Source organism: Bradyrhizobium sp. SZCCHNPS1003 (genome assembly GCF_032381555.1).
Lineage (GTDB): Bacteria > Pseudomonadota > Alphaproteobacteria > Rhizobiales > Xanthobacteraceae > Bradyrhizobium.
In genome coordinates, this window is sequence record NZ_JAUHIU010000005.1 from 181,383 (window position 1) to 205,177 (window position 23,795).

Sequence of the window (23,795 nt, forward strand, 5' to 3'; positions counted from 1 at the left end):
TTGCGTGTCCTCGGGTTCTTCCGTCCGGAGGTCAGGTTTGGTGGGGCGGCGGGTGCAACCCGGCGGTCCCGCTTTCGGGCGAAGGCCGCCAACCGGAGAGAGCTTGCTGTGGAACGAGCGGCAAAGAAAGAGGCGGTCGAGGAACTGCACGAGGTCTTCAAGACCACGGGCGTCGCGGTCGTCGCTCACTATTCCGGCCTCACCGTAGCCCAGATGCAGAAGCTGCGCATGCAGATGAAGCAGGCGGGCGCGTCGGTGAAGGTCTCGAAGAACCGTCTCGCCAAAATTGCTCTTGAAGGCACGGACGTCGTCGGCATCGGTCCCCTGTTGAAGGGGCCGACCGTGATCGCAACTTCGAACGATCCTGTCGCGGCGCCCAAGGTTGCCATGGAATTCGCCAAGGCGAACGAAAAGTTCGTCATCCTCGGTGGCTCCATGGGTAAAACCGTCCTGAATGTCGACAGCGTCAAGGCTCTCGCCTCGCTGCCGTCGCTGGACGAACTGCGCGGCAAGCTCGTCGGCCTGATCCAGGCTCCGGCGACCAAGCTCGCCCAGCTCGCCAACGCACCCGCGGCCAAGGTCGCGCGCGTCATTCAGGCTCATGCCTCAAAGGGCGAAGCGGCCTGACGCCCTTCGCAAACACTCAAAACCTGGTTTCGAACCGAACCATCTTAAGGAAGTAGATCAATGGCTGACTTGCAGAAAATCGTCGACGACCTGTCCTCGCTCACCGTTCTCGAGGCCGCCGAGCTCGCCAAGCTCCTGGAAGAGAAGTGGGGCGTGTCCGCCGCTGCCGCCGTCGCGGTTGCTGGCCCGGCCGCTGCCGCTGCCGCTCCGGCGGAAGAGAAGACCGAGTTCACGGTTGTCCTGGCTTCGGCCGGCGACAAGAAGATCGAGGTCATCAAGGAAGTTCGCGCCATCACCGGCCTGGGCCTGAAGGAAGCCAAGGACCTGGTCGAGGGTGCCCCGAAGCCGGTCAAGGAAGGCGTCAACAAGGAAGAGGCCGAGAAGATCAAGGCTCAGCTCGAGAAGGCTGGCGCCAAGATCGACCTCAAGTAATCGCAAGATTGCAAGCGGAGCCTTCCGGCGGCCTAAGGCAGGTCCGAAGGTTTCGAGAGATTATGATGACCGGGCGGTAATATCGCCCGGTCATCATCGGGACAAAAGATTTTTGCAGAGGTGTCGGGTCGGGCCGGGATACTGCAAAAGGCGTGCAACAGGATCGCCCGTTGCGGGCCGAACACGGAAAAGTGTGGAGATTTAGGGGCTTCCCCCTCGAATCTCGGCTATCGTCGGCCCATATTGGGTCGGCAGCACGAAAAGCCGGTTATCGGTGGAGTAGCGTCTCCGCCTTTAGACCGTTGGGAGATAGGCAATTTCGGGCTTTTGCAGTCCGTGACGAGATGGTTGTGACGAGCGGGTGCGCCCTCGCGCCTCGCGCGTCGTTTTGCGTTTTGCTGGTCTGAAGAACAGAGCTGGGACGTTTCCGTTCCGGCTTTGGGCCTCAGATCCTCGAAATGGATCGAAATTCAACCCGAAGGGGCGGTGGCAGCCGCTGTTTCGGAAGGTTCGCCCCTCCGGGCGACGAAATGAGAGGCCACGATGGCGCAGCAGACATTCACCGGTCGCAAACGCGTTCGCAAGTTCTTTGGACACATCAAGGAAGTCGCGGAGATGCCGAACCTCATCGAGGTTCAGAAGGCGTCCTACGACCAATTCCTGATGGTGGACGAGCCCACGGGTGGGCGAGCGGATGAGGGCCTGCAGGCGGTGTTCCGCTCGGTGTTCCCGATCTCCGACTTTTCGGGCACCTCGATGCTGGAATTCGTCCGCTACGAGTTCGAGCCGCCGAAATACGACGTCGACGAGTGCCGCCAGCGCGGCATGACCTTCGCTGCGCCGCTCAAGGTGACCTTGCGCCTCATCGTGTTCGATATCGACGAGGAGACCGGTGCGAAGTCGGTGAAGGACATCAAGGAGCAGGACGTGTACATGGGCGACATTCCGCTCATGACCATGAACGGCACCTTCATCGTGAACGGCACCGAGCGCGTCATCGTCTCGCAGATGCACCGTTCGCCGGGCGTGTTCTTCGACCACGACAAGGGCAAGACCCATTCGTCGGGCAAGCTGCTGTTCGCTGCCCGCGTCATTCCGTATCGCGGCTCCTGGCTCGATATCGAGTTCGACGCCAAGGACATCGTGTTCGCGCGCATCGACCGTCGCCGCAAGCTGCCGGTGACGTCGCTGATGTTCGCGCTCGGCCTCGACGGCGAGCAGATCCTGTCGACCTTCTACAAGAAGCTGATCTACAAGCGCATCAAGGAAGGCTGGCGCGTTCCGTTCGACGCCAACCGGTTCCGCGGCTATTCGACCGTGAACGACCTGATCGACGCCGACACCGGCAAGGTCGTGCTCGAGGCCGGCAAGAAGCTCACCGTGCGCGCCGCCCGCCAGCTCCAGGAGAAGGGGCTGAAGGCGCTGCGCATGTCGGACGAGGAGCTGCTCGGCAACTACATCGCCGAGGATCTCGTCAATCCGAAGACGGGTGAGATCTACGCCGAGGCCGGCGAGGAGATCACCGACAAGCTGTTCAAGGTGCTGAACGAGCAGGGCTACAAGGACCTGCCGCTGCTCGACATCGACCACGTCAATGTCGGCCCCTACATCCGCAACACGCTGTCGGCCGACAAGAACATGACGCGTGAGGATGCGCTGTTCGACATCTACCGCGTGATGCGTCCGGGCGAGCCGCCGACGCTCGATTCGGCGCAGGCGATGTTCCAGTCGCTGTTCTTCGATGCCGAGCGCTACGACCTCTCCGCGGTCGGTCGCGTCAAGATGAACATGCGCCTCGAGCTCGATGCGCCCGACACCCAGCGCACGCTGCGTAAGGAAGACATCCTGTCGGTCATCAAGACCCTGGTCGACCTGCGTGACGGCAAGGGCGAGATCGACGACATCGACCATCTCGGCAACCGCCGCGTCCGCTCGGTCGGCGAGCTGATGGAGAATCAGTACCGCATCGGCCTGCTGCGCATGGAGCGTGCCATCAAGGAGCGCATGTCGAGCGTCGACATCGACACCGTGATGCCGCAGGACCTGATCAACGCGAAGCCCGCCGCCGCTGCCGTGCGCGAATTCTTCGGCTCGTCGCAGCTGTCGCAGTTCATGGACCAGACCAACCCGCTGTCGGAGATCACCCACAAGCGCCGCCTGTCGGCGCTTGGACCGGGCGGTCTGACCCGCGAGCGCGCCGGCTTCGAGGTGCGCGACGTGCATCCGACGCATTACGGCCGCATCTGCCCGATCGAGACGCCGGAAGGTCCGAACATCGGCCTGATCAACTCGCTGGCGACCTTCGCCCGCGTCAACAAGTATGGCTTCGTCGAGACGCCGTACCGCAAGGTCAAGGATGGCCGGGTCACCGACGAGGTGGTGTATCTGTCGGCCATGGAGGAGGGGCGCTACCGCGTCGCGCAGGCCAACGTGCCGCTCGATGCCAAGGGCCGCTTCACCGAGGACCTCGTGGTCTGCCGTCATGCCGGCGAAGTCGTGCCGATGACGCCCGACAAGGTCGACTACATGGACGTGTCGCCGAAGCAGCTCGTTTCGGTGGCCGCGGCGCTGATCCCGTTCCTCGAGAACGACGACGCCAACCGCGCGCTGATGGGCTCGAACATGCAGCGCCAGGCCGTGCCGCTGGTTCGCGCCGAGGCGCCGTTCGTCGGTACCGGCATGGAAGGTGTGGTGGCCCGTGACTCGGGCGCCGCGATCGCGGCGCGCCGCTCCGGCGTGATCGACCAGATCGACGCCACCCGCGTCGTCATCCGCGCCACGGAGGATCTCGATCCGACCAAGTCGGGCGTCGATATCTACCGGCTGATGAAGTATCAGCGCTCGAACCAGTCGACCTGCATCAACCAGCGTCCGCTGGTGAAGGTCGGCGACATCGTCAAGAAGGGCGACATCATCGCTGACGGTCCGTCGACCGATCTCGGTGAGCTCGCGCTCGGCCGCAACGTGCTGGTCGCGTTCATGCCGTGGAACGGCTACAACTTCGAGGACTCCATCCTGCTCTCCGAGCGGATCGTGAAGGAGGACGTCTTCACCTCGATCCACATCGAGGAATTCGAGGTGATGGCCCGCGACACCAAGCTGGGTCCGGAGGAAATCACGCGCGACATTCCGAACGTGTCGGAAGAGGCGCTGAAGAACCTCGACGAAGCCGGCATCGTCTATATCGGCGCGGAGGTGCGCGCCGGCGACATCCTGGTCGGCAAGATCACGCCGAAGGGCGAGAGCCCGATGACGCCGGAAGAGAAGCTGCTGCGCGCCATCTTCGGCGAGAAGGCCTCGGACGTGCGCGACACCTCGCTGCGGGTGCCGCCGGGCGTGCAGGGCACGATCGTCGAAGTCCGCGTCTTCAACCGGCACGGCGTCGACAAGGACGAGCGTGCGCTGGCGATCGAGCGGGAAGAGATCGAGCGTCTGGCCAAGGACCGCGACGACGAGCAGGCGATCCTGGACCGCAACGTCTACAGCCGTCTCGCCGACATGCTGGATGGCCGTCAGGGCATCTCCGGTCCGAAGGGCTTCAAGAAGGACACCAAGATCACGCGCGCGGTGCTCGACGAGTATCCGAAGTCGCAGTGGTGGCTGTTCGCGTCGCCGAACGACAAGCTGATGGCCGAGATCGAGGCCATGCGGAAGCAGTACGACGAGTCGAAGAAGGGGCTGGAACAGCGCTTCCTCGACAAGGTCGAGAAGCTGCAGCGTGGCGACGAGCTGCCGCCAGGCGTGATGAAGATGGTCAAGGTCTTCGTTGCGGTGAAGCGCAAGATCCAGCCGGGCGACAAGATGGCCGGCCGTCACGGCAACAAGGGCGTCGTCTCCAAGATCGTGCCGATCGAGGACATGCCGTTCCTCGAGGACGGCACGCATGCGGACATCGTGCTGAACCCGCTGGGCGTGCCCTCGCGCATGAACGTCGGACAGATCCTCGAGACGCATCTTGGCTGGGCCTGCGCCGGCCTCGGCAAGCGCATCGCCCAGACGGTCGATGCCTACCTGTCGAAGCAGGACGTGAAGCCGCTGAAGGAGACCTTGAAGCGGATCTACGGCGATGACGAGACCATCAAGTCGCTCAACGACAACGAGTTGATCGAGCTTGGTCACAATCTGAGCCGTGGCGTGCCGATCGCCACGCCGGTGTTCGACGGCGCCAAGGAGGCCGACATCGAGGAGATGTTGAAGCTCGCCGGCCTCGACGCCTCCGGTCAGTCGACGGTCTATGACGGCCGCACCGGCGATGCGTTCGATCGCAAGGTGACGGTCGGCTACATCTATATGCTGAAGCTGCACCATCTGGTCGACGACAAGATCCATGCGCGTTCGATCGGCCCGTACTCGCTGGTCACCCAGCAGCCGCTGGGCGGCAAGGCCCAGTTCGGCGGCCAGCGTTTCGGCGAAATGGAGGTGTGGGCGCTCGAAGCCTACGGCGCGGCCTACACGCTGCAGGAGATGCTGACGGTGAAGTCGGACGACGTCGCCGGCCGCACCAAGGTCTACGAGGCGATCGTGCGCGGCGACGACACGTTCGAGGCCGGTATTCCGGAATCGTTCAACGTGTTGGTCAAGGAAATGCGCTCGCTCGGCCTCAACGTCGACCTGCACAACTCCAAGCTCGGACCGGCGCCGACGTCGGAAGCCGCCGAGTAGTTCAAGAGGTCAGGCCCGGCCGTCTCGGACGGCCGGGTGCCGGCGCCTTCCCCCGCGGGTCAGGACAAGGCGCCCGTTGAGAGATTTTCGAATTTGCGGCCGACCCCCGATCGGCCCGCGAGGAGAATACGATGAACCAAGAAATTATGAATCTCTTCAATCCGACGACGCCGGCTCAGGTCTTCGACCAGATCCGGATCTCGATTGCGTCTCCGGAGAAGATTCTGTCCTGGTCCTACGGCGAGATCAAGAAGCCGGAAACGATCAACTACCGCACCTTCAAGCCCGAGCGCGACGGCCTGTTCTGCGCCCGCATCTTCGGGCCGATCAAGGACTACGAGTGCTTGTGCGGCAAGTACAAGCGGATGAAGTACAAGGGCATCATCTGCGAGAAGTGCTCGGTCGAGGTGACCTTGTCGCGCGTCCGGCGCGAGCGCATGGGCCATATCGAGCTCGCCGCTCCCGTCGCGCACATCTGGTTCCTGAAGTCGCTGCCGTCGCGCATCGGCCTGCTGCTCGACATGACGCTGAAGGATCTCGAGCGGATCCTGTACTTCGAATACTACGTCGTTCTCGAGCCGGGTCTGACCGCGCTCAAGGACCGTCAGCTCTTGTCCGAGGACGAGTACCTCAAGGCGCAGGACGAATACGGCCAGGACAGCTTCACCGCCATGATCGGCGCCGAGGCCATCCGTGAGCTGCTGCGCGGCCTCGAGCTCGAGAAGCTCGAGCAGACGCTGCGTGCGGAGATGCAGGAGACCGACTCCGACATCAAGCACAAGAAGCTCGCGAAGCGTCTGAAGATCGTCGAGGCCTTCCGCCACTCCGGCAACAAGCCGGAATGGATGATCATGACCGTGGTGCCGGTGATCCCGCCGGACCTGCGGCCGCTGGTCCCGCTCGACGGTGGCCGCTTCGCGACCTCCGACCTCAACGACCTCTACCGCCGCGTCATCAATCGCAACAACCGTTTGAAGCGGCTGATGGAGCTGCGCGCGCCGGACATCATCATCCGCAACGAGAAGCGCATGCTTCAGGAAGCGGTGGATGCGCTGTTCGACAACGGCCGCCGTGGCCGCGTCATCACCGGCGCCAACAAGCGTCCGTTGAAGTCGCTCGCCGACATGCTCAAGGGCAAGCAGGGCCGCTTCCGTCAGAACCTGCTCGGCAAGCGCGTCGACTATTCCGGTCGCTCGGTCATCGTGGTCGGTCCGGAGCTGCGCCTGCATCAGTGCGGCCTGCCGAAGAAGATGGCGCTCGAGCTGTTCAAGCCGTTCATCTATTCGCGGCTCGATGCCAAGGGCCTGTCGACGACGGTCAAGCAGGCCAAGAAGCTGGTCGAGAAGGAGCGCCCCGAGGTCTGGGACATCCTGGACGAGGTCATCCGCGAGCATCCGGTGCTGTTGAACCGCGCGCCGACGCTGCATCGCCTCGGCATCCAGGCGTTCGAGCCGGTGCTGATCGAGGGCAAGGCGATCCAGCTGCATCCGCTGGTGTGCTCCGCGTTCAACGCCGACTTCGACGGCGACCAGATGGCCGTCCACGTTCCGCTGTCGCTCGAAGCGCAGCTGGAAGCGCGCGTCCTGATGATGTCGACCAACAACATCCTGCATCCGGCCAATGGTCAGCCGATCATCGTGCCGTCGCAGGACATCGTGCTCGGTCTCTACTACGTCTCGATCATGCGCGAAGGCATGCCCGGCCAGGGCATGGCGTTCGGCAACATGGCCGAGCTCGAGCATGCGCTGCACGCCAAGGCCATCCATCTCCACAGCAAGATCAAGTATCGCTGGGAGGGCATGGATGAGACCGGCAAGGTCGCCAAGCGCTGGATCGAAACCACCGCGGGCCGCGTCATGCTCGGCAATCTCTTGCCGAAGCATCCGCGCGTCACGTTCGAGGTCATCAACAAGCTGATGACCAAGCGCGAAATCTCGGGCGTGATCGATCAGGTCTATCGTCACTGCGGCCAGAAGGAGACGGTGATCTTCTGCGATCGCATCATGGCGCTCGGCTTCTACAACGCCTTCAAGGCGGGCATCTCGTTCGGCAAGGACGACATGGTCGTGCCGGCGGGCAAGTGGAAGATCGTCGACACCACCCGTACGCTGGCGAAGGATTTCGAGCAGCAGTACAATGACGGTCTGATCACCCATGGCGAGAAGTACAACAAGGTCGTCGACGCCTGGTCGAAGGCCAGCGAAGAGATCGCCAAGGAGATGATGAAGGAAATCTCCGTCACCAAGAAGACGGCGACGGGGGCGGATGCCGACATCAACTCGATCTACATGATGTCGCATTCCGGTGCCCGCGGTTCGCCGGCCCAGATGCGTCAGCTCGCCGGCATGCGCGGCCTCATGGCCAAGCCGTCGGGTGAGATCATCGAGACGCCGATCATCTCGAACTTCAAGGAAGGTCTGTCGGTTCTCGAGTACTTCAACTCGACCCACGGCGCCCGCAAGGGCCTCGCGGACACCGCGTTGAAGACCGCGAACTCGGGCTACCTGACCCGTCGTCTGGTCGACGTCGCGCAGGACTGCATCATCACGCAGGACGATTGCGGCACCCATCTCGGCATCAAGATGCGCGCCATCGTCGATGCCGGCACGGTCGTGGCTTCGCTCGGCTCGCGCATCCTGGGCCGCGTGCCCTGCGATGACGTGCGTGATCCCGCGACCAACGCCGTGCTGGTCAAGGCCGGCACGCTGATGGAGGAGAGCCACATCGACGCCATCCAGCAGGCCGGCGTCCAGGAGGTGAAGATCCGCTCGGCGCTGACCTGCGAGCTCGTCAACGGCATCTGCAAGATGTGCTACGGCCGCGATCTGGCGCGCGGCACGCCGGTCAATCATGGCGAGGCTGTCGGCGTCATCGCCGCGCAGTCGATCGGTGAGCCCGGCACCCAGCTGACGATGCGCACCTTCCACATCGGCGGCGCGGCGCAGCTGAACGAGCAGTCCTTCGTGGAATCGAACTTCGAAGGCAAGGTGGTCATCAGGAACAAGTCGATCGCTCGCAACAGCGAGGGTCACCTGATCGCGATGGTCCGCAACATGGTCGTGACGATCGTCGACCCCGACGGCACCGAGCGTGCGACGCACCGTATCCAGTACGGCTCGCGCATGCACGTCGACGACGGCGACATGATCAAGCGCGGCCAGCGCATCGCCGAGTGGGATCCCTATACCCGCCCGATCCTCACGGAAGCGGAGGGCACGATCGGGTTCGAGGATCTGACCGAAGGTCTGTCGATCTCGGAAACGCTCGACGAATCCACCGGTATTGCCAAGCGCGTGGTCATCGACTGGCGTGGAACGCGCGGTGGCGCGGATCTGCGTCCGGCGATCGTGATCAAGGGCAAGGACGGCAAGGTGCTCAAGCTCGCCCGCGGCGGCGATGCTCGCTACATGCTGTCGGTCGACGCGATTCTTTCTGTCGACGTCGGTGCGACGGTGAAGCCAGGCGACATCCTGGCGCGTATCTCGACCGAAAGCGCCAAGACGCGCGACATCACCGGCGGTCTGCCGCGGGTGGCGGAGCTGTTCGAAGCGCGCAAGCCGAAGGATGCCGCGATCATCGCTGAGATCGCCGGCACCATCCGGTTCGGTCGCGACTACAAGAACAAGCGTCGCATCTCGATCGAGCCGGTCGACAAGACCGAGGAGCCGCGCGAGTACCTGATCCCGAAGGGCAAGCACATCCATCTGCAGGATGGCGACATCGTCGAGAAGGGTGACTTCATCGTCGAAGGCAACCCGGCGCCGCACGACATCCTGGCGATCAAGGGCATCGAGGAGCTCGCGGCCTATCTGGTCAACGAGATCCAGGAGGTCTACCGGCTGCAGGGCGTGCTCATCAACGACAAGCACATCGAGGTGATTGTCCGTCAGATGCTGCAGAAGGTGGAGATCGCCGACCAGGGCGACACCGACATGATCTCGGGCGAACAGGTCGACAAGATCGAGTTCGACCTGCTCAACGCGAAGGCCGTGGAGGAGGCGAAGAAGCCGGCCACAGGCACTCCGGTTCTGCTCGGCATCACCAAGGCGAGCCTGCAGACCCGGTCGTTCTTCTCGGCGGCCTCGTTCCAGGAGACCACCCGCGTCCTCACCGAGGCGGCGGTCAACGGCAAGATCGATCCGCTCGAGGGTCTCAAGGAGAACGTCATCGTCGGCCGTCTGATCCCGGCTGGCACCGGCGCCTCGATGGCCCGCATCCGCGAAGTCGCCTTGAAGCGCGACAAGCTGATTCTCGACGAGCGCGAGAAGCAGGCGGCGATCGTGCCGGCGCAGCCCGAGCCTCAGCCGCTCGCTCTGCCGCCGGCAGAGTAAACGGACGATTGCGGCAGACCCTGACGGTGTTGGGGTCTGCCGTGCGTTCATCACGCGTAGAAAAGGCCGGCGGTTGCCGGCCTTTTTTTGACATTTTCTTCTCCTGTTGCCGCGCTGCTGCCCCGTTGTTCATCTTCCCTTCAGGGACAGAGGTGCTCTTGGAAGCATCAGATCCGCTGAGCTGATTTCCGTCGACTCCCGTGGCGATGCGCCGATTTGCTCCGGCGCAAATCTTTTGCGGGCCGGGTACGCTATGGCCGATCGAGCCCCGAGGGTGGCAGGACCCCTGATATGGACGACCGGCAACGTCGCTGACAGCCGGAGATGGCGGAACTTAGATGCTTGACCTTGCGATTGTTGGTGGCGGTCCGGGTGGACTGATGAGCGCCTGGTACCTGAGGCGCAAACTCGGCGATCTCTGCAAGGTGACGATCTTCGAGGCATCCGACCGGCTCGGCGGCAAGATCGTGACGCGCAAGTTCGATACCGCACCGGCGATGTATGAGGCTGGTGTCGCAGAAATCTACGACTACTCGATGACCGGCCCTGATCCGCTGCGCGAGCTGATCCAGCATTTCGGTCTGCAGACGATTCCGATGGATGCGCTGCAGGTCCAGCTCGACGGCGAGCTGCTCGACGACGTGCCCGGGCTGCGCCGCAAGTACGGCCCGAAGACGGCCGCTGCCGTCGAGGCGTTCCGCAAGCGTTGTACGGAGGTAATGTCGCCGGTCGAATATTACGAAGGCGTCGGCGCCCACGATAACGAGCACCCCTGGGCCTACAAGACCTGCGAAGAGCTGCTCGACGAGGAGGTCGAGGATCCCACGGCCAAGCGCTTCTTCAAGGTGATGTCGCGCTCCGACCTCGCGACCGAGGCCCACAACACCAACGGCCTCAATGCGCTCAAGAACTTCGTGATGGATATCGACGACTATATCGGCCTGTACTCGATCCAGAACGGCAATGAGCAGCTGATCGAGTGCCTTCGCTCGGAGGTTGATGCTGACATCAAACTCAATCATCGCGTGCTCCGCATCGGCAAGACCGAGCAGGGCCGCTACCGGCTCAACATGATGAACGGCAAGGGGCCGGAGACGCGCGAGTTCGATCTCGTGTTGGTGTGTCTGCCGCATTCCTGGCTGTCGACGGTCGGCTGGGACGGCGAGAAGCTGCGCCAGTCCATGGTCAAGCACATCGCCTATTTCGATCGTCCCGCGCATTATCTGCGCGTCTCGATCCTGTTCGACGAGCCGTTCTGGGGCGAGAAGATTCCGGGCTCCTGGTTTATGTCGGAGGCGTTCGGCGGCTGCTGCATCTACAACGAGGGCTCGCGCCACGACGTCGGCAAGCACGGCGTGCTGAACTGGCTGATCGCGGGCTCGGATGCGCTCGCCTTCGCCAATCTGTCGGACCAGGAGCTGATCGATGCCGCCCTGAAGTCGCTCCCGGCGGCGCTAGGCGATGCGCGCGCGCACTTCATGGAAGGCAAGATCCATCGCTGGCTGTCGTCGGTCAACGCGCTGCCCGGCGGTCTGCCGGTGCGCGACGTCATGACCAATCACCGGCCTGAGCCGAAGGAGCACCCCGGTATCGTCGTGGTCGGAGACTACCTGTTCGACTCGACCTTGAACGGGCTGCTCGATTCCTCAGATGCGGCCACCGACATCATCCTGACCGAGATGATGCGGCTGCGCCGCGCCCGCTCGCAGGCCGAGATGCCGCTGTCGGACAAGATCGACCGCGACTATTTCGACAATTATCGCGGGCAGGGGCCTTACAGCGAAGCGTGGTCGCAGTTCACCGATCCGGACTATCTGACCAGCCTGATCAAGATCGTCTGGAACCGGGCCGGCAAGGGCAAGGGCTACAAGCTCCTGGTCGCCGGCTCCGCGAGCGGCGAGCTGGTGGGAGCGCTCCGCGAGCGCGGCATCGATGCCTGGGGCATAGAGAACAACCGCTACATCCACGGCAAGACGCCGAAGGCGCTGAAGAAGTACAACAAGCTCGGCTCGATCACCGACATGCCGTTCAAGACCGGTGAGTTCGATTTCGTGTTCGAGACCAGCCTCTGCCACCTCGGTGACAAGCAGGTTGCGCGCGCGATCCGCGAGCTCAACCGTGTCGTCAAGACCGGCCTCGTGTTCGGCTCGATCACCTCGGACATGGCCCCGGCGCTGGTCGACCGCTACGACCTGCTGCGTGGGGTCAAGAAGCTCGGCACCTGGTGGGAGTGGTCGGAGCTGTTCTTCGGCAACGGGTTTGATCTGGCCATGCACCGCCGCGATTGCACCGACGAGGTGTGGGCTGCGACGCTCGCGGCCAACAAGGGGCCCGGTCAGTGGTACGCCGACGCCGACAGCCTGCGGTATTCGTTCTTCGACAAGGTCGAGGACGAAGATTGAGGACGCTGGCCGCGGCGCTGTGCAGATGTTAAAGGCCTGACGCGCAAGGCTGGCGCTCTCGTCGGCCGCGCTGCTTCGGTTGGTTGCATGGCGCCCAAGAAACCAGAGTCAGAGTCGAGACCGGCTTCCAAATCAGGCTCGAAACGAGGTTCGAAATCCAATTCGACCTCGGCGCCGCCCGGTCAGGCCGCGGACGATCGGATTGCCGGCGAGCGAATTGCGGCTGCCGCGGGCGCCGCAGCCGAGATCGCGAAGCGGCTTTCTGGAACCGCCGCGCCCCAAGCGCCGCAGGCACCCCAAGCGCCGGAAACACCGCTCGCCGCCAACGCGCCACTGGCAGCCGAAGCGCAGCACACATCTGAAGCGCCGCAGCCCTCCGAGCCGTCGCAGGCCGCCAAACCGCCGCAGGCATCCAAGCCGCCGCAGGCCACCAAGCCACCACAGGCAAGCAAGCCTGCGCCGCCTCCCTCCGACGAGGACGACGATGAGGACGGCGAGGACGAGGGCGACGATCTCGACGACGATGATGACGACGACGAGGATCTCGTCGTCTACACGGCCCGCGAGGCCGCCGGTGCGCTTGCGACCATCTACGGCTTCGTCTCGCCGCTGCTCGCCAGATACAAGAAGATGCTGGCTTTCGTGTCGATCGGCGTCCTGATCGAGACGCTGTTCAACGTCATCATGCCGCTCAGCCTCAAGTTCCTGATCGACGATGCGCTCGGCGAGGAGGATTTCGAGGCGCTCTATCGCATCCTCGGCGTGCTGGCCGTTGCGGGCATCTTCACCTCGATCGTTGCCGTGCTCTACGAGCGCTGGGATGCGCGTCTGGCGGCTTGCGTCATCTCGGATGTCCGCACCCGTCTGTTCGATCACGTGCAGAACCTGCCGGCCGCCTATTTCCAGCGCACCAAGCGCGGCGAGATCCTGTCGCGCTTCTCGGTCGACATGTCGGCGTTCGAGAACGTCGTGAAGAGTTTCGCCAACAGCGCTGTGCTGCCGTTCCTCGAGCTGATTGCGGGCATCATTCTGATGCTGTTTCTCAACTGGCAGCTCGCTGCGATCGCGCTGCTGGTGTTTCCGATCACCCTGATCGGCCCGCGCATCCTGACGCCGAAGGCGGTTCAGGCCAATTACGAGCAGAAGCTGAACGAGGCGTCGCTGCTCGGCGTGATCCAGGAGAACATCGCGGCGCAAGCCGTCATCAAGGCCTTCAGCCTGCACCGCAAGGTATTCGGCTGGTTCAGCTTCCGCAACGACGCGGCGCGGCGCAAGATGGCCGATGCGATGTTCCTGTCGACCATGGTCGAGCGCACCGTCACGATCTCCGTGCTGCTGCTGCACCTCGTCGTGCTCGCTCTCGGAGCCTATCTCGCCACCAAGGGCCAGATCACGATCGGCACCTTCGTCACCTTCGAGAGCGCATTCTGGGAGGTGTCCTACAACATCGCCCATGTCATGCATTTCGTGCCGGTGTCGATTTCCTCGGCGGCCGCGATCCGGCACATGCAGGAGCTGTTGGACGAGCCGACCCGCGGCGCCGACCGGCCGGGCGCGCCGGATCTGCCCCGCATCAGCCACGACATCACCTTCGAGCGCGTGACCTTCCAGTACGAGGGCAGCGAGACGCCGGTGCTCGACAATCTGAGCCTCAAGCTCGACGTCGGCAAGCGGATCGCGATCGTCGGTCCGTCGGGCTCGGGCAAGAGCACGCTGCTCAACCTGATCCTGCGACTCTACGTGCCCAACGAAGGCCGCGTCACCATCGACGGCGTCGACATCCGCAGGGTCACGCGCGATTCGCTGCGCGGCAGCATGGCCGTGGTGTTCCAGGAGAACATGCTGTTCAACATGTCGCTGCGGGAGAACATCCGGCTCGGCAAGGAGGGCGCCACCGACGCCGAGGTGGAGGAGGCGGCCAGGAAGGCCGAGATCCACCGCTACATCATGAGCCTGCCGCAGAAATACGACACGCTCGTCGGCGAGCGCGGCGACACGCTGTCCGGCGGCCAGCGCCAGCGCATCGCAATCGCCCGCGCCATCATCCGCAATCCCTCCGTGCTGCTGCTCGACGAGGCGACCTCGGCGCTCGACCAGACCACGGAAGCCGCAATCAACCGCACCCTGCTCAAGGTCGCCAAGGGCCGCACCATGATCTGGTCGACCCACCGCCTGACCTCGGTGGTCGAGATGGACGAGATCATCGTCATCTCCGGCGGCCGGGCGATCGAGCGCGGCAGCCACGCCGAGCTCTTGGCCAAGAACGGTGTCTATCGCAAGCTGTGGGACGACCAGGGCCACCAGCCGAGTCGGGCCGATCAGGCCGACGACGACAGCGATGAAGACGATGATGATGATGATGACGACGATGACGACGAATAAGCGTTGAGCGGCGCAATGGTCTTCGTCAGCCGCTGCCGCGTGCCGCGGCCGAGCGAGACAGCAAAGCGTGCCCAGCGCTGCGCCTGCCAATAGGGGCTGGTCCCGATCGAGACGGATCTGAAATTCCAGGCCTTCTCGAGCGACCACGCATCGCAGGCCATCTTGACAGGGTCCGCATAGAAGGCCGCGATCTTGGCCTCGCCCATGCCGTCAGTCGCCAGCCAGCGCGGAATGTGGACGTTGCAGAGGCGCTCGACATCGGTGAACACCTTGTCGGAGCCGGTGCCGGTGACGGGGCAGGTGGTGCAGAAGGCGTCGCCGACGAGCACCACGCCGGGCATGCGATATCCGCTGTTGGTGATCAGATCGGCCGGCCGGACCTTCACCTCGCCGCTCACGGCGTACTCGCCAGTGATCCGCCGCAGGCCGGGCAGGGCGGTCGTCAGCGTTTCGACCGGGGCGCGCCGGATCGCCCGCAGCCAGGGATCATCCACCTCGCGATAGGCGAACAGGTTCGCCCGCATGCGCTCGCCGATCGGGAACAGGGTGATGTAGGGCACCCGCGCACTGGCCCGCTCCTGGAAGTAGGTCATGGCCGGGAACGGGAAGGCGGCGCGGCCGACCGGCGTCAGGTCGAAGCCGATCGAGACGGAATGCGCGGGGCTGGTGATCTTGCGGGTGATTCCCAGCATGTGCCGCAGCCCAACGTTCAGCCCGTTGGCGAGCACGACGAGGCGGGCCGAGATCGTCTGCCCGTTGGACAGCACGACCGACTGGCGATCCTCGCCTGGCGTGATCGCCACGGCCTTGGCGACGATTCGCGTCACAGGGCCACGGATCTCGTCACGCACGGCCGTCACCAGCGTATCGTACGGGATGCCATATTGCTGGACTGGCGCCCGTTCGAGCACGTAGCCGAATCGGGCGATCCAGTTCTCCGAGGCCAGGGTGGCTTGGGTTAACGCCTTGTCGGCGATCCCGGTGCGACGGAACCGGTCGATCTGCCCGGCACCGGAGATCTTCTCGATTCGAAAGTCGGCCGGGTAGATCGCATGGGGATCGACCAGAATCGCCGGGATGCCCGCACGCCCGAGCATGGCGGCCGTGATCGCGCCGGCCAGGCCGCCGCCAATGATCGCAATATCAGTATATTCTGTCACCGGGCGCCTCGTCTTGGCGCCATCCTTGTCGGCCAAAGCCGAAAAAAGCCTTATCTTCAATGTCTCTGGATATGTCCGGGGTTGGAGAGGTGACTGCGCAGGCGCGGGCAGGGCTCTGCGGTCTACAGATACCTTAGGACGCGGGGGCACCGTCGGAGCGGAAACTGCAGCGGCCAGAAGCGCTTCTTTGAGCGTCCTGCGGCGTCGTTTTGCTTGACTTGGATATTTACCGCTTATAAAAGGCCGGCACTCAACGACAGGCGGTGAGCTTCGCCAGCGTCGGTACGGATCACCCAGACCACCCAGAACAGGGTGGGACGGGCACCACCCTCGACGAATGCCGCTCAAACGCTGTCGATCATAGCTAGGCAATGCCAAAACGATATTAGATCTCTCGAGCTCGTTCTCCTGAGACCAATTTCGGATGCATGACCTCGGTAGGCCGCCCGCCAGCGCAAGCTGACTGGTGGTGATCGCGGTCCTCTGTGGCGTCAAGCGCTTTCCGTTCAGCGATGAACGGTTGGCGCGATTTCGTTTTGCGTGGGTTTTGATCGCGCGAACGGCCCGGTGAGGCGGGGAACCTCGAACAGAATTTGCGGAAGCCGGTCGCGGTCTCCGTGCGAACGTTGAGAAGGGTGAAGGCCAAGATGCCGACGATCAACCAGCTGATCGCAAATCCGCGCGAAGTGCAGAAGTCGCGCAAGAAGGTGCCGGCGCTGCAGCAGTCGCCGCAGAAGCGTGGCGTTTGCACGCGCGTCTACACCACGACCCCGAAGAAGCCGAACTCGGCGCTTCGTAAGGTCGCCAAGGTGCGCCTGACCAACGGCTTCGAGGTGATCGGCTACATCCCGGGTGAAGGCCATAACCTGCAGGAGCACTCGGTGGTCATGATCCGCGGCGGCCGCGTCAAGGACTTGCCGGGCGTGCGCTACCACATCCTCCGCGGCGTGCTGGATACCCAGGGCGTCAAGAACCGTAAGCAGCGCCGTTCGAAGTATGGCGCGAAGCGTCCGAAGTAAGACGTTCGAGAGAAGCGGGAACAAGATCACATGTCGCGTCGCCATTCAGCCGAAAAGCGTGAAGTGCTTCCGGATCCGAAGTTCGGGAACATCATTGTCACCAAGTTCATGAACTCGGTGATGTACGCCGGCAAGAAGTCGGTCGCCGAAGGTATCGTCTACGGCGCGTTCGGCATCATCGAGGCCAAGACCAAGCAGAGCCCGCTGACGGTGTTCGAGCAGGCCCTCGAAAACGTCATGCCGACCATCGAGGTCCGCTCCCGCCGCGTCGGCGGCGCGACCTACCAGGTGCCGGTCGAGGTTCGTTCGACCCGCCGGCAGGCGCTGGGCATCCGCTGGCTGATCTCGGCCGCGCGCGACCGCAACGAGAAGACGATGACCGAGCGGCTTTCGGCGGAGCTGCTCGATGCCTCCAATAACCGGGGCAACGCCGTGAAGAAGCGTGAAGACGTGCACCGGATGGCTGAAGCCAACCGCGCCTTCTCGCACTATCGCTGGTAACGGCGAAACCGACGGAAATCAGGGAACACACCCATGCCCCGCCAACACGCCATCGAAGACTATCGCAACTTCGGCATCATGGCGCATATCGACGCCGGTAAGACGACCACGACCGAGCGCATCCTCTATTACACCGGCAAGAGCCACAAGATCGGCGAAGTGCACGAAGGTGCCGCGACGATGGACTGGATGGAGCAGGAGCAGGAGCGTGGCATCACGATCACCTCCGCTGCGACCACCGCGTTCTGGAACGGCAAGCGCCTGAACATCATCGACACCCCCGGTCACGTCGACTTCACCATCGAGGTCGAGCGCAGCTTGCGCGTGCTCGACGGCGCCGTCTGCGTGCTCGACTCCAACCAGGGCGTCGAGCCGCAGACCGAGACCGTCTGGCGTCAGGGCGACAAGTACAAGGTGCCGCGCATCGTCTTCGCGAACAAGATGGACAAGACCGGCGCCGACTTCTTCAAGTGCCTGTCCGACATCGTCGATCGCCTGGGCGCGAAGCCGGTGGCTATTCAGCTGCCGATCGGCGCGGAGAACAACTTCAAGGGCTGCATCGATCTCGTGACGATGAAGGCGATCGTCTGGAACGACGAGGCGCTTGGCGCGAAGTTCGACTACGCCGAGATTCCGGCTGATCTCGCCGATCAGGCCAAGGAATATCGCGAGAAGCTGGTGGAAGCCGCCGTCGAGCTCGACGACGACGCCCTGGCTGCGTTCCTGGACGGCAACGAGCCGGACGAGGCGACCCTGAAACGCCTGATCCGCAAGGCGGTGCTGACCGGCGCCTTCTATCCGGTGCTGTGCGGCTCGGCCTTCAAGAACAAGGGCGTGCAGCCCTTGCTCGACGCCGTCGTCGACTATCTGCCGTCGCCGCTCGACGTGCCCGCGATCAAGGGCACCGACGACAAGGGCAACGAGGTCGTGCGCAAGGCGGACGACAAGGAGCCGCTGGCGCTGCTGGCGTTCAAGATCATGGACGACCCGTTCGTCGGCACCATCACTTTCTGCCGCATCTATTCGGGCGTCCTGACCTCGGGCACCGGCGTCGTGAACTCGACCCGCGAGAAGAAGGAACGCATCGGCCGCATGCTGCTGATGCATGCGAACAACCGCGAGGACATCAAGGAAGCCTATGCCGGCGACATCGTCGCTCTTGCAGGCCTCAAGGAAGCCCGCACCGGTGACACGCTGTGCGATCCGTCCAACCAGGTGATCCTGGAAAAGATGGAGTTCCCGGAGCCGGTCATCGAGATCGCGATCGAGCCGAAGTCGAAGGCCGACCAGGAGAAGCTGGGCGTCGCGCTGGCGAAGCTGGCCGCGGAGGATCCGTCCTTCCGCGTGTCGACCGATCACGAGTCGGGCCAGACCATCCTGAAGGGGATGGGCGAGCTCCATCTCGACATCAAGGTCGACATCCTCAAGCGCACCTACAAGGTCGATGCGAACATCGGCGCGCCGCAGGTGGCGTTCCGTGAGCGTATCACCAAGCCGGCCAACGTGGACTACACCCACAAGAAGCAGACCGGCGGTACCGGCCAGTTCGCGGCCGTGAGCCTCGTGGTCGAGCCGAACGAGCCGGGCGGCGGCTATGTGTTCGAGTCCAAGATCGTCGGCGGTGCGGTTCCGAAGGAATACATCCCGGGCGTCGAGAAGGGCATCGAGAGCGTGCTGGGCGCGGGCGTTGTCGCCGGCTTCCCGGTGGTCGACGTCAAGGTGGCGCTGGTCGACGGCAAGTATCACGATGTCGACTCGTCGGCGCTGGCCTTCGAAATCGCCTCTCGTGCGGCTTTCCGCGAGGCGCTGCAGAAGGGCAAGTCGGTTCTGCTCGAGCCGATCATGAAGGTCGAGGTGGTGACCCCGGAAGACTACACCGGCTCGGTCATCGGCGACCTGAACTCGCGTCGTGGCCAGATTCAGGGCCAGGACATGCGCGGCAACGCCAACGTCATCAACGCGATGGTGCCGCTCATGAACATGTTCGGTTACGTGAACAACCTGCGCTCCATGAGCCAGGGCCGCGCGACCTTCACGATGCAGTTCTCGCACTACGCGGAAGCGCCGGCCAACGTGTCGGCTGAAGTCCAGAAGAAGTTTGCCTGATTGTCGCGAGCTCAAGTGAGCGACTGAACGGAGAGTCAAATGGCCAAAGCTAAGTTTGAACGTAACAAGCCCCACTGCAACATCGGCACCATCGGTCACGTCGACCACGGCAAGACCTCGCTGACGGCTGCAATCACCAAGATCCTGGCCGAGACGGGCGGTGCGACGTTCACTGCCTACGACCAGATCGACAAGGCCCCGGAAGAGAAGGCGCGCGGCATCACCATCTCGACCGCGCACGTCGAGTACGAGACCAAGAACCGTCACTACGCGCACGTCGATTGCCCCGGCCACGCCGACTACGTGAAGAACATGATCACCGGCGCCGCGCAGATGGACGGCGCGATCCTGGTCGTGTCGGCCGCTGACGGCCCGATGCCGCAGACCCGTGAGCACATCCTGCTCGCTCGCCAGGTGGGCGTGCCGGCGCTGGTCGTGTTCCTCAACAAGTGCGACATGGTCGACGATCCGGAGCTGCTGGAGCTCGTCGAGCTCGAGGTCCGCGAGCTGCTGTCGAAGTACGAATTCCCGGGCGACAAGATCCCGATCATCAAGGGCTCGGCGCTCGCCGCTCTCGAAGATTCGGACAAGAAGCTCGGCCACGACGCCATCCTCGAGCTGATGCGCAATGTCGACGAGTACATTCCGCAGCCGGAGCGTCCGATCGACCAGCCCTTCTTGATGCCGGTCGAAGACGTGTTCTCGATCTCGGGCCGCGGCACCGTGGTGACCGGCCGTGTCGAGCGCGGCATCATCAAGGTCGGTGAGGAAATCGAGATCGTCGGCATCCGCCCGACCCAGAAGACCACCGTCACCGGCGTCGAAATGTTCCGCAAGCTGCTCGATCAGGGCCAGGCCGGCGACAACATCGGCGCGCTGCTCCGCGGCACCAAGCGCGAGGACGTCGAGCGCGGCCAGGTGCTGTGCAAGCCGGGCTCGGTCAAGCCGCACACCAAGTTCAAGGCTGAGGCCTACATCCTCACCAAGGAAGAGGGCGGCCGTCACACGCCGTTCTTCACCAACTATCGTCCGCAGTTCTACTTCCGCACGACCGACGTGACCGGCGTCGTCCATCTGCCGGAAGGCACCGAGATGGTGATGCCGGGCGACAACATCGCGATGGAAGTGCACCTGATCGTGCCGATCGCGATGGAGGAGAAGCTGCGCTTCGCCATCCGCGAGGGCGGCCGTACCGTCGGCGCCGGCGTCGTCGCCTCGATCATCGAGTAACAACAGCGAATAGGGAATGGCGGGTGGCGAATGGAGATTATCCATTCGCCGTTCGCTACTCGCCACTCACTACTCACAGAAAGATACGGCAATGAACGGCCAAAATATCCGCATCCGTCTCAAGGCGTTTGACCATCGTATCCTCGATACGTCGACGCGCGAGATCGTCAACACGGCGAAACGGACCGGCGCGCAGGTTCGCGGACCCATTCCGCTGCCGACCCGCATCGAGAAGTTCACCGTGAACCGTTCGCCGCACGTCGACAAGAAGAGCCGCGAGCAGTTCGAGATGCGCACCCACAAGCGCCTGCTCGACATCGTCGATCCGACCCCGCAGACCGTCGACGCTTTGATGAAGCTCGATCTGGCCGCCGGTGTCGACGTCGAGATCAAGCTCTAAGTTTTTGGATTCACGTTCGCACCTCACGCGGACATAGAGAAGAACAGGATGCACGCCGATGCGCTCCGGAGTGATCGCACAAAAGGTCGGGATGACGCGGGTCTTCACGGAGACCGGCGAACATATCCCCGTGACCGTGCTGAAGCTCGGCAATTGCCAGGTGGTTGGTCACCGCACCACCGAGAAGAACGGCTACGTCGCTCTGCAGCTCGGCAGCGGCAGCCGCAAGACGGTCTACATGCCGAAGGCCGAGCGCGGTCAGTTCGCGGTCGCCAAGGTCGAGCCGAAGCGCAAGCTCGCCGAATTCCGTGTCAGCGAGGACTCGCTGATTCCGGTCGGCGCCGAGATCCAGGCCGATCACTTCGTCGTCGGCCAGTTCGTCGACGTCACCGGCACCTCGGTCGGTAAGGGCTTCGCCGGCGGTATGAAGCGCTGGAACTTCGGCGGTCTGCGCGCCACGCACGGTGTCTCGATCTCGCACCGTTCGATCGGTTCGACCGGTGGCCGTCAGGACCCCGGCAAGACCTGGAAGAACAAGAAGATGCCCGGTCACATGGGTGTCGATCGCATCACCACGCTGAACCTGCGTGTGGTGCAGACGGATGTCGAGCGTGGCCTGATCCTGGTGGAAGGCGCGGTGCCCGGCTCCAAGGGTGGCTGGATCTCGGTGCGCGACGCCGTGAAGAAGCCGCTGCCGAAGGAAGCGCCGAAGCCCGGCAAGTTCAAGGTCGCGGGTGAGCAGGCTGCCGAAGCGCCGGCCGTGCAGGAGGGCGCATAAATGGAACTGAAAGTCACCACCCTCGAGGGCAAGGAAGCCGGCTCCGTCCAGCTCTCCGACGCCATCTTCGGTCTGGAGCCGCGCGTCGACATCATTCAGCGCTGCGTTCAGTGGCAGCTGAACAAGCGCCAGGCCGGCACCCACAAGGCCAAGGGCCGCGCCGAGATCTGGCGCACCGGCAAGAAGATGTACAAGCAGAAGGGCACCGGCGGTGCTCGTCACGGCTCGGCCCGCGTGCCGCAGTTCCGTGGCGGCGGCCGCGCCTTCGGTCCGGTCGTGCGCTCGCATGCGACCGACCTGCCGAAGAAGGTCCGTGCGCTGGCGCTGAAGCATGCGCTGTCGGCCAAGGCCAAGGACGGTGATCTTGTCGTGCTGGAGAACGCCACCCTCGAGGCGGCGAAGACCAAGGCGCTGATCGGTCACTTCTCCGGTCTCGGCCTGACCAACGCGCTGATCATCGACGGCGCCGAGCTGCACAACGGCTTCGCCGCTGCGGCCCGCAACATCCCGAACCTGGACGTGCTGCCGATCCAGGGCATCAACGTCTACGACATCCTGCGCCGTCAGAAGCTCGTGCTGACCAAGGCGGCGATCGATGCGCTGGAGGCGCGCTTCAAATGAAGACCATTGATCCGCGCCACTACGACATCATCATCGCGCCGGTCGTGACCGAGAAGGCGACGTTCGCCTCCGAGCACAACAAGGTTCTGTTCAAGGTGGCCGCCAAGGCGACCAAGCCTCAGATCAAAGAGGCGATCGAGAAGCTGTTCGACGTCAAGGTCAGGAGCGTCAACACGCTCGTCCGCAAGGGCAAGACCAAGGTGTTCCGCGGCAATTTCGGTTCGCAATCGGACAGCAAGCGCGCGATCGTGACCCTCGAAGAGGGTCACCGTATCGACGTGACCACCGGACTGTAAGGCTGAGCTGCCATGGCACTGAAGACATTCAATCCCACGACGCCGGGCCAGCGCCAGCTGGTGATGGTCGATCGTTCGGCCCTCTACAAGGGCAAGCCGGTCAAGGCGCTGACCGAAGGCAAGCAGTCGAGCGGCGGTCGCAACAACACCGGCCGCATCACGGTTCGCTTCCTCGGTGGCGGCCACAAGCAGTCGTATCGTACGGTCGACTTCAAGCGCGACAAGGTCGACGTTCCGGCCACCGTCGAGCGGCTGGAGTATGATCCGAACCGCACCGCCTTCATCGCCCTGGTCAAGTATCAGGACGGCGAGCTCGCCTACATCCTGGCGCCGCAGCGCCTGGCGGTCGGCGACACCATCGTCGCCGGCAACTATGTCGACGTGAAGCCGGGCAACGTCATGCCGCTCGGCAACATGCCGGTCGGCACGATCGTGCACAACATCGAGGTCAAGATCGGGAAGGGCGGCCAGCTCGCGCGTTCGGCCGGCACGTATGCTCAGATCGTCGGCCGCGACCAGGACTACGTGATCGTCCGCCTGAACTCGGGCGAGCAACGCCTGGTGCACGGCCGTTGCCGCGGCACCATCGGTGCGGTGTCGAACCCGGACCACATGAACACCTCGATCGGCAAGGCCGGCCGCAAGCGTTGGATGGGTCGTCGCCCGCACAACCGCGGTGTCGCGATGAACCCGATCGACCATCCGCACGGCGGCGGCGAAGGCCGTACCTCGGGCGGTCGTCACCCGGTCACTCCGTGGGGCAAGCCTACCAAGGGCAAGAAGACCCGCACCAACAAGTCGACCGACAAATTCATTCTCTTGAGCCGCCACAAGCGGAAGAAGTAAGG

At 63.7% G+C, this 23,795-nt stretch carries 16 protein-coding genes; 15 read left to right on the top strand and 1 reads right to left on the bottom strand.

Going from position 1 to position 23,795, the window contains the following annotated elements:
- Nucleotides 1-108: 108 nt before the first annotated feature.
- The 6 genes from rplJ (at nt 109) to QX126_RS10550 (ending at nt 14,836) form a co-directional block, all read left to right on the top strand.
- Nucleotides 109-627, top strand: coding sequence for a 50S ribosomal protein L10 (gene rplJ, locus QX126_RS10525; protein WP_315737590.1), 519 nt, complete (start codon nt 109-111; stop codon nt 625-627).
- A 60-nt stretch (nt 628-687) separates the two neighbouring features.
- The gene (rplL, locus tag QX126_RS10530; protein ID WP_315737591.1) at nt 688-1,059 is read left to right on the top strand and encodes a 50S ribosomal protein L7/L12; all 372 of its coding nucleotides are present in this window, start codon (nt 688-690) and stop codon (nt 1,057-1,059) included.
- Between the two features lie 543 nt (nt 1,060-1,602).
- Nucleotides 1,603-5,721: a DNA-directed RNA polymerase subunit beta gene (gene rpoB / locus QX126_RS10535; RefSeq protein ID WP_315737592.1), complete on the top strand. Its 4,119-nt coding sequence runs from the start codon at nt 1,603-1,605 to the stop codon at nt 5,719-5,721.
- Between the two features lie 131 nt (nt 5,722-5,852).
- Nucleotides 5,853-10,052: a DNA-directed RNA polymerase subunit beta' gene (rpoC, locus tag QX126_RS10540; RefSeq protein WP_315737593.1), complete on the top strand. Its 4,200-nt coding sequence runs from the start codon at nt 5,853-5,855 to the stop codon at nt 10,050-10,052.
- 338 nt (nt 10,053-10,390) lie between these two features.
- Nucleotides 10,391-12,454 carry an FAD-dependent oxidoreductase gene (locus QX126_RS10545; protein WP_315776628.1) on the top strand — a complete coding sequence of 688 codons (2,064 nt, stop codon included), beginning with the start codon at nt 10,391-10,393 and terminating at the stop codon, nt 12,452-12,454.
- Nucleotides 12,455-12,541: 87 nt separating this feature from the next.
- A complete protein-coding gene (locus tag QX126_RS10550; RefSeq protein ID WP_315780819.1) occupies nt 12,542-14,836 on the top strand; it encodes an ABC transporter ATP-binding protein in 2,295 nt (764 codons plus the stop codon).
- Here the strand turns inward: QX126_RS10550 and QX126_RS10555 are convergent.
- Nucleotides 14,773-15,996: an NAD(P)/FAD-dependent oxidoreductase gene (locus QX126_RS10555; protein ID WP_315780821.1), complete on the bottom strand. Its 1,224-nt coding sequence runs from the start codon at nt 15,994-15,996 to the stop codon at nt 14,773-14,775. The two genes, QX126_RS10550 and QX126_RS10555, sit on opposite strands and share 64 nt — an antisense overlap.
- A 647-nt stretch (nt 15,997-16,643) precedes the next feature.
- Here QX126_RS10555 and rpsL point away from each other — a divergent pair.
- From rpsL to rplB, 9 genes are all read left to right on the top strand, one after another.
- Nucleotides 16,644-17,015 carry a 30S ribosomal protein S12 gene (rpsL, locus tag QX126_RS10560; RefSeq protein ID WP_006611834.1) on the top strand — a complete coding sequence of 124 codons (372 nt, stop codon included), beginning with the start codon at nt 16,644-16,646 and terminating at the stop codon, nt 17,013-17,015.
- 30 nt (nt 17,016-17,045) lie between these two features.
- Nucleotides 17,046-17,516, top strand: coding sequence for a 30S ribosomal protein S7 (rpsG, locus tag QX126_RS10565; RefSeq protein WP_006611835.1), 471 nt, complete (start codon nt 17,046-17,048; stop codon nt 17,514-17,516).
- 33 nt (nt 17,517-17,549) lie between these two features.
- Entirely contained in the window at nt 17,550-19,622 is a 2,073-nt protein-coding gene (gene fusA / locus QX126_RS10570) for an elongation factor G (protein ID WP_315737597.1), read from the top strand.
- A 39-nt stretch (nt 19,623-19,661) separates the two neighbouring features.
- Complete coding sequence (tuf, locus tag QX126_RS10575; protein WP_006611837.1) at nt 19,662-20,852, top strand: elongation factor Tu; 1,191 nt, start codon at nt 19,662-19,664, stop codon at nt 20,850-20,852.
- Nucleotides 20,853-20,943: 91 nt separating this feature from the next.
- On the top strand, nt 20,944-21,252 hold the full coding sequence (rpsJ, locus tag QX126_RS10580; RefSeq protein WP_002712302.1) for a 30S ribosomal protein S10: 309 nt from the start codon (nt 20,944-20,946) through the stop codon (nt 21,250-21,252).
- A gap of 58 nt (nt 21,253-21,310) precedes the next feature.
- Complete coding sequence (rplC, locus tag QX126_RS10585; protein ID WP_006611838.1) at nt 21,311-22,030, top strand: 50S ribosomal protein L3; 720 nt, start codon at nt 21,311-21,313, stop codon at nt 22,028-22,030.
- The gene (gene rplD, locus QX126_RS10590) at nt 22,031-22,651 is read left to right on the top strand and encodes a 50S ribosomal protein L4 (protein ID WP_315737598.1); all 621 of its coding nucleotides are present in this window, start codon (nt 22,031-22,033) and stop codon (nt 22,649-22,651) included. It abuts the gene before it with no gap.
- Nucleotides 22,648-22,947 carry a 50S ribosomal protein L23 gene (locus tag QX126_RS10595; RefSeq protein WP_315737599.1) on the top strand — a complete coding sequence of 100 codons (300 nt, stop codon included), beginning with the start codon at nt 22,648-22,650 and terminating at the stop codon, nt 22,945-22,947. Before rplD ends, QX126_RS10595 begins: the two co-directional genes overlap by 4 nt.
- Nucleotides 22,948-22,959: 12 nt before the next feature.
- Nucleotides 22,960-23,793 carry a 50S ribosomal protein L2 gene (gene rplB, locus QX126_RS10600; protein ID WP_006611841.1) on the top strand — a complete coding sequence of 278 codons (834 nt, stop codon included), beginning with the start codon at nt 22,960-22,962 and terminating at the stop codon, nt 23,791-23,793.
- The last annotated feature ends 2 nt before the right edge of the window (nt 23,794-23,795 follow it).